The following is an 883-nucleotide window of genomic DNA, read 5'->3' as shown; positions in this document are numbered from 1 at the left end:
AATAATGCAGGAATTGCGATTCGTACTCATTGTTGTTGGCGCATTAGCCATCGCGGCATTGCTGTTTCATGGTTTGTGGAGCAGTAAGAAAGAAGGCAAAGCAAAATTTGGCAACAAGCCACTTGGTAAGCTGGATGTTGACCAAGGAGATAAAGATTCGGTTGAGCAAGAGCGCAGTTTCGCTCCTGCCCCTGAAGACGATTTCGAAATCATCCGTAAAGATCGCAAAGAACCAGACTTTGGGATGGAAAATACGTTTGATAGTAAGTTTGAGGCAGATCCTTTGCTTGGAGGTGTGGCAGAAGAAAAGCCTTCTGTAAAAGAAGAAGCTGAGGAAATCCCTTCTTTTGTCGCAATGAAAAACGATGTTGAAGATGTAGCAATTCAGCCGTCTGAAGTCGAAGAGCCAATGCAAGAGGTGATTGAAGAAGAGATCATGCCTTCTGCATTTGATGCGTCTAAACAAGAGATGGAAATGGTTGAAGAAGTGGCTCCTGCCGTTGTTGAACAACCAGAAGAGCCAAAGCCAGAGCCGGAAATGCAAGTGATCGTGTTGAATGTTCATTGTGCGGGCGAAGAACCATTTATTGGCACTGAACTTTTTGACAGTATGCAGCAAAATGGTCTTATCTATGGCGAGATGCATATCTTTCATCGTCATGTTGATTTATCTGGAAACGGTAAAGTGCTGTTCAGTGTGGCTAACATGATGCATCCGGGTACACTTGAGCATGGTGATCCCGCAGAGTTTTCGACGAAAGGCATTTCCTTCTTTATGACGTTGCCTTGCTATGGCGAAGCTGAGCAAAACTTCAACTTGATGTTGAGAACTGCACAGCAGATTGCGGATGATATGGGAGGAAATGTTCTCGATGACAAGCGA

The 883-nt window shown here is 44.5% G+C and carries 1 protein-coding gene; it reads left to right on the top strand.

Going from position 1 to position 883, the window contains the following annotated elements; genetic code table 11:
- Positions 1-4: 4 nt before the first annotated feature.
- Positions 5-883: cell division protein ZipA (gene zipA / locus R7Z49_RS24000; protein WP_318112229.1), on the top strand; the 879-nt coding region annotated here is incomplete at its 3' end.

This window comes from Vibrio sp. 1562 (genome assembly GCF_033340155.1).
GTDB classification, from domain to species: domain Bacteria; phylum Pseudomonadota; class Gammaproteobacteria; order Enterobacterales; family Vibrionaceae; genus Vibrio; species Vibrio alginolyticus.
Note: the sequence above shows the minus strand (reverse complement) of the source record. Positions and strands in the feature narration are given on the sequence as shown.